Below are 7014 nucleotides of genomic sequence, written 5' to 3' on the forward strand. Positions count from 1 at the left end.
CAGGGCCAAAATCAGCCACGAAGAGACGATTTTGGGCTGAAAATTGGAAAATTGAGCCACAGGACGTCGATAAAGGACGGTTTGGGGCGTCATATCGGGAGCTGCGGACCACTTAATCGCAACTTCCCAAAGTCATTATAATTTGACATTAGAATGGAACCTCAAAATTTATACCATTAGGATGAAGATTAACATTGAAGAACGGATCATACTGATAATACTGGGGATGCTTTTCGTATAAGCGTTTTTTTTCTTTACTAAGCCTTAAAGCTTTTTGAGGATCAATATGGTCAACACCACGACTGACCGATTCGTGGTGTAATAACTCAACAGCATTGCAGACAACATTGTAATAGCCTGCTTCATAATTCCGGAAGCACAATTCAATATCGTTGTAAGCAATAGGGAAAGATTCATCAAATTGTCCGACTTCCAAAAACTTCCTTTTTTCCATCATCAAACATGCACCAGTAACCGCTAACCAATTATAATCAAGGATGTTACGCATGAAATAACCTGGATTACTCCTGTTATTATTTAAAAATGCATGACCAGGACCATCAGCCAGATTGACAACACCGGCATGTTGAACCGCAAGTGTATTAGGATAAAGTAGTTTTGCTCCTACTGCTCCCACGTGAGGGAGTTGAGCAAAACCGATCATTCTTTCAAGCCAATCAGGTTTAATGACTTCAGTATCATCATTTAAAAATAACAGCACATCCCCTCTGGATTGTTGTACTCCAATATTATTTAGCTCAGAGAAGTTAAAGGGATAATCATGCCGAATAACGTTGACATTTTCCTGCGAGCTAATCTCATTTAAATACGAAAGAGATTCTTCATCAATTGTTCCATTATCAACTACGATTAATTCATAATTCTTGTATTGCGTAATCGACTGAATCGAATCAATGCAACGTTTTAAGACGCGTTGATTGTCACGCGTGGGAATAATAATACTTACTAATGGGCTATTTTCAGGAATATAGTTAATACGGAAATATCCAGGGAACCCCTCAACAGCTTCCACCTCACCTTTTCTGCCTCGGCGATCAAGTGCATCTTTACGCGTCTGTTGAGATGCAGTAAGCACGTAATCTTTAGCAGCAATATCAGCTGCAATTGATTGTGGAATAATACGCCAATGGTAAAGTACTTTCGGAATATGATAAATTTTCGACGTATACTCTGATACACGAAGAACAAAATCCCAATCCTGACATCCATCAAATTCTGAACGGAGTAGACCTACCTGCGATAACAATATTTTTTTTACACATGATGCATGACATGTGTACATCGTACTCATCATGGTATCTGGCGACCAGTCGGGTTTAAAATGCGGTTGCACATACAGGCCATCTTCTGAAATTTTATCCTCATCGCTATAAATAAAATCTGGATCAGATTTATTTATGCTTAATACCATTTCATAGAGACAATCTGGTGTCAGAGTATCGTCGTGGTCTGCAAAAACAATATACTCACCATGTGAATTTTCGATGCCAATGTTCGTTGCGCCGGAGATTCTATGATTCGTCTCCAAATTTATAACTTTTATTTTATCATCTTCAATATTATTGAGCGTTGATATCAGTAATCCATCAGTACTACAATCATTGACCAATACTAATTCCCACTTGCCATACCACTGATTCTTAATAGAATCAATAAGTTCATCTAACAACCCAATTGGCGTGTTGTATACAGGAACGACGATAGAGAATAGAGGCTTTACATGAAGATCATTAATTATTTGAGCCAATTTTTCTGGTTTTGCTGGTGGAATATAGCAATAACCTTTAGCTTCAGTCTTGAGCTCATAACCATGTTTAGAACTAAAAGTGATGCCACCTTTGATCTGATTTCCTGAAAGCGGAGAAACAGCAATTGGCAGAATATTTTTTTGCCTTCTTAATGCATTAACTAAGCCTCTAATACCATGTGTTTTGAGAACTTTAGTACCTTTGATAATACTCTTTTTAAGACCGTGCTGAATTATTATACCCTTCAGAATAGGTAGCGAAACTAGCATTTTGTGTTTAATCCTGCCAAAGTAACGTAGAGGTTTAGTTACAGTCCAACTGGTTGAATTCTCTATTGCATTAATTCGTGCCTGGGCCGACAGCATATTACTTTGGGTAATATCCAAAAGATTTTTGGTATCATTCAACAATTGCAAATTATTATTGATAGTGGTTTCGCTATCTTCCAGTAGTTCTTTTTTATGTTTTAACAATTCTTCTTTTTGCATCAACAGATCTTTTCGATCTTCTAATAACTTGAGATTCTCATAAAATGAAACCGATATATCATCCTTGTCAAACAGAACAATTTCAATCTCAACGATAAAAAAGGATGATCGTGGCAAATTAAGTACATTTATTCGTGGGTCATCTGAAGAAGAAAAATAAGCATTTTTGTCTTGAAGTAGTTCCAAACTTAAAATGTCAACTAATGTAGCCTGTGATTCTTGGTTATAAAAATCCCACACAAGATCTTCATTGCTATCTTTAATAGTGAAAGAAACAATATCAAACCAGCAACTTTTATCTACAGGATCAAATCTTAATTGAGATATTTTTGAGTCTTTATTTAACGCGTTCAAAGGCCATTTGATAATATTATTTCCTGGCCTCAACTCGACTTGGAATGTATCTTCTTGATTAAGGTCACTATCATCAAAAGCATAGTATAGAGTTGAATACGTCTTTAATACAGCTTCTAACGGACTCAATAGTCGCTCTTGGCCCCAATACTTTAAAATATTAACATCTCTTCCAGTTACTAAATTCTGGTATTGTGCTTCCTGTATGGTATATCTATCTAACTGCTCATCAGTAATATTCAAGCCGATATTATTGAGACAAGTGGTAATGAATTCTCTACGGTTAATATATATGTTACTGGTTAGTGGCAGTATTTTTGTTTGATTAATTACCAATAAAAGGCCGCGGAAGAGTAGGTAACCTAATTCGACGCCTTCTTTTTTTTTCCACTCCACGTCGAATAAAATGGGAGTATCTGACCTAAGAATTATATTCTGCGGTATAGCATCAAGAAAGTGCCCGGGTAACTGCATTGCTGCATCTAAATTCAAATCTCTATTTTCATAAAATTCGCCTTCCTGATTAGCGAAAATTACCAGATAAGAAATCCATTCCTTTAATAGACTGACGACTTCAGATATCTGCCATCCTGGACGAGTCAAAACGTTAAAAAACTTTTGACTTAAACATATTCCCGAATAATAGCTATCATAATTATGTCTGAATTGTACATACTCAGCAAAATCTGTATCAGCAGTTTGAGTTCCAAAGAAGTTATAGTTGACAGTTATTTCTTTATTTGCATCACATTCAAAAATGGTTTCTTTAGAGTACTCTTTTTTCCTTTGAGTACTATAATGCCAAGCTAAAATTGATTCGTCGCAAACGTTTATCTGTGAAGACGAACAGGCGAGAATAAATGAATTGGAAAGATCAATGCCTAATCCATTTCTAAATACTTCAGGAAATGTGTTTTGAAGTGAAAAATTTAAAATCTCTGGAAGCTGAGGATCGCTTGAGATACTTTGGGCAGCAAGTGCAGCTGCATCAAAATTTTCAGCAGAAGCGCCTGATGATGTGATTATTGATGATGGCAATTTATAATCAGGGAAAGGTAAAAAAACATCTACTCCTTTAAAGCCTGCAGAGTGCAATAATTTTTCAATCTCACTATAGCCATAGGTTTTCGGTTCTCCCTTCGTATAACGGCCTTCAATCCCATACATTGGTTTATTGAGATGGTCTTCTGGGGCACCCGCAAAATACTTCAAGCCAAGTTTATTTTCGATTGCAATGATTAATACCCCTTCTGGTTTAAGGAGTCTTTTAATTTGGCTAAGCAGGTCATAATCGGGACGTTCACCCTCACCAAACATTGTGGCATATTCAAGCACCCCAATAAGGGTGATAGCATCAAATTTATGGTCCGCATCAAAACAATCGAATCGCTCTACCAATACTTGTACATTATCAAGGTCTCTGGTTCTACTGGCAGCTATAGATGCGCGACGTTGGCTACCCTCAAGAGCCAGGATGTTTCCACCATTCTCGCCTAAAAATCGAGTGATAGCGCCACATCCCGCACCAATTTCAAGCACATCCCCCTTCAAGAGATGTGAAAAGGGGCGTAACACATTTCCTCGCTGCGAACTAAGGTGGTAGAGTGTTTGCCAATTGATGCATTTGTTACGTAATTCAGAAGAAAAAATTGAGATGTCGCTGGCGTCACGGACTATTTCTGCCAATCTTTCTTCAGCAGAGTCACCGTCATTATAACCTATATCTTCATACCCGGAACGTATCCATATATTTGATTTTTTATTAAATGTGTATCCAAGACTGTCCAGTTTGTACATATACTCACCTGCACTTTGTTTATCACTTGTCATTTAAATTTTTCTTACTTTATAGTGATATTAGCATTAAGATTTGCCAATCCAATAAACTGTTCTCTATTGATAACATTCAAATGAATAGAATCATAGCGACGGTCATGTGGAATAATAGTTCCGGAAGAATCGCAACTTGCAATACCAATAGAGATGAAGTAATCACCACTGCCAAGAATTACAGGCATACGTATATCGAATTCAAGATAGTCGTTTTTATCATAGTACTCTTTCAACTCAATGAATTGATACTCATTATTGGTATTGTATATTGTTACCCCTTCTTTTGTTTTTACTGCAAAACCAATTATAGGACGAAAAATTTTCTCATTAAATTTTACGCGGAAGCAAAAAGTAACATCTTTATTCGCTTCAATGATAGATGGATATTTTTCTTTACCCTGCAATAAAATAAAATCGCTAATTTCTGCTGCTCGATCACCCCATCTGTACTCAGAAGGATTAAAGTTTTCGCGTGTTTCAAAACATTGTTCTTCAGGACCCCAATCAAAATAATCAACGTTATCTGATGTTAAGTCTGGGGTATCATCTATGGTATCTTCTAATCTTTTCTTTTTAGTTTCACTCTTGCCGAACAATAAATCCAGATACCGGTTAACGACAACCCGAGGCGAATCTTGCAAAATCAACATTCCATCATTAATCAAGATAGCGGAATCGCAATGTGTTACTATTTGCTCAGTCGCATGAGAAACAAAAAGGATGGAGGTACCCTTTTCTTTTAATTGTTTTAATCTGGCAAAACATTTAGCTTGAAATTTTGCATCCCCAACAGCGAGAGCTTCGTCAACGATTAATATCTCTGGCTCGATTTGTGCTTGTATTGCAAATGCAAGTCGAACAAGCATGCCACTCGAGTATGACCTAACCGGTGAATCGATGAAGTGGCCAATATCAGCAAATTCCAGGATATCTTCAATCTTTGTATCGATCTCATTTTTGGTCAGACCCAGGAGTGTTGCATTTAAATATATATTTTCGCGACCGGTGAAATCATTATTAAAACCAGCGCCAAGTTCTAATAATGCAGCAACCCTTCCATTTGTATAAACTTCACCTGAAGTTTGAGTTAATGTACCCGCAATGATCTGCAGTAAGGTTGACTTCCCAGAACCATTTTTGCCGACAATTCCGACGGTTTCGCCTTTTTTTAATATAAAACTTACATCTTGTAGAGCCCAAAACTCATCATGATATATTCTCGGCACTTTGCCCAAACGACGTGTTACTGTAGGAATGATGAATTCTTTTAGTCGTTTTAATGGATTGTCATATACTTGATAGCACTTACTAATGTTATCGATTTTTATCGCATAGTTATCAAATGACATCAGCAAATCCTTTACGAGTTTTTTGGAACCAAATATAACATAGCGTACTGATGACTATAGAAATAGAAAGGTAAAGTGATAAACCATAAAAATCTGGTAATTTACCCCACACAATCACATTTCTGGATTGTTCAATTATATAAGTTAGTGGATTCAATAAAACGATACTCTGCATTGTTTTTGGTAGCGCAGATAGCGGGTAGAAAACAGGTGAAAGAAACATTAATATAGTGACTATAATACCTATTGACTGTCCGATATCTCTTATATACACACCAAGCGACGAAATCAACCATACCAGTCCGAGTGAAAGAACAAACAATGGAAGGAATACTAATGGAGCAAAAATTATTGTCCAATGCAAATAGCCATTAAACATAAAGAACGCAATACATAACACTACGTAACTAATGGCACTATGAAATAGAGCAGACAATACAGTAACTAAAGGTAATATTTCTAATGGAAACACAACCTTTTTGACATAATTGGAATACTGCAAAATTAAATTCGGCGAACGGACTAAACATTCCGAAATAAAAGAATGTATTATTAAACCTACGAACAAAATTACTGCAAACTGCGTTTTCGGCTCGTCTACTGCTCCCGTTCCCCAACGAGCCTTAAATACCACCGAAAAAACCAAGGTATAGATAATAAGCATAAGCATAGGATTAATTAAAGACCATAACACCCCAATTGCAGAGCCTTTATACTTTCCTAAAATATCTCTTTTAGTCATTTGAAAAATGATATTTTTATTATACCAAAATGAGAGAAGATGGCTTCTAATTGATTTTAAACCTGATTCAGTACTCAACTCCTACACCTCGCATTATCGAAACTTTCTAGCAATTATAACTTTTTCAAAAGCACAGCAATAATTAACCCAGCATTACCGAAGCCTGTCTGTCTGTATAATTTCATTCCAGAAAAAGCCCTGACTCTTGATAGGAATCCGGCATTTCGAGCTTTAATAAATTGTTTGAAAATTACAGCATTTTCATTTGTAAGAGTATTGCTAAACGATGAAAGCAATTTAATATTTTTCTCATTCCATACTTTAAAATGTCCATCCATTAACTTTTTGATTCTAAGGAAGTTGCGATTAAGTGGTCCGCAGCTCCCGATATGACGCCCCAAACCGTCCTTTATCGACGTCCTGTGGCTCAATTTTCCAATTTTCAGCCCAAAATCGTCTCTTCGTGGCTGATTTTGGCC

The 7014-nt window shown here is 36.5% G+C and carries 3 protein-coding genes and 1 pseudogene; all 4 read right to left on the reverse strand.

Annotated elements, in window-relative coordinates:
* Positions 1-148: 148 nt before the first annotated feature.
* Positions 149-4441 carry a glycosyltransferase gene (locus ACOTXT_RS21970; protein ID WP_055321236.1) on the reverse strand — a complete coding sequence of 1431 codons (4293 nt, stop codon included), beginning with the start codon at positions 4439-4441 and terminating at the stop codon, positions 149-151.
* Between the two features lie 11 nt (positions 4442-4452).
* Positions 4453-5793 carry an ABC transporter ATP-binding protein gene (locus tag ACOTXT_RS21975; protein WP_055321237.1) on the reverse strand — a complete coding sequence of 447 codons (1341 nt, stop codon included), beginning with the start codon at positions 5791-5793 and terminating at the stop codon, positions 4453-4455.
* Positions 5783-6535: an ABC transporter permease gene (locus ACOTXT_RS21980; RefSeq protein ID WP_179367519.1), complete on the reverse strand. Its 753-nt coding sequence runs from the start codon at positions 6533-6535 to the stop codon at positions 5783-5785. Before ACOTXT_RS21980 ends, ACOTXT_RS21975 begins: the two co-directional genes overlap by 11 nt.
* Before the next feature lie 113 nt (positions 6536-6648).
* Positions 6649-7014 (reverse strand): annotated as a pseudogene (locus ACOTXT_RS21985) (hypothetical protein); the annotation flags it as partial.

Source organism: Enterobacter cloacae complex sp. IR5422 (assembly GCF_049238165.1).
GTDB classification, from domain to species: domain Bacteria; phylum Pseudomonadota; class Gammaproteobacteria; order Enterobacterales; family Enterobacteriaceae; genus Enterobacter; species Enterobacter roggenkampii.

Excerpts from the sequence above, each read along its gene's own strand:
- ACOTXT_RS21970 (WP_055321236.1), bottom strand. The coding sequence starts at position 4,441 with ATGACAAGTGATAAACAAAGTGCAGGTGAGTATATGTACAAACTGGAC.
- ACOTXT_RS21975 (WP_055321237.1), bottom strand. The coding sequence starts at position 5,793 with ATGTCATTTGATAACTATGCGATAAAAATCGATAACATTAGTAAGTGC.
- ACOTXT_RS21980 (WP_179367519.1), bottom strand. The coding sequence starts at position 6,535 with ATGACTAAAAGAGATATTTTAGGAAAGTATAAAGGCTCTGCAATTGGG.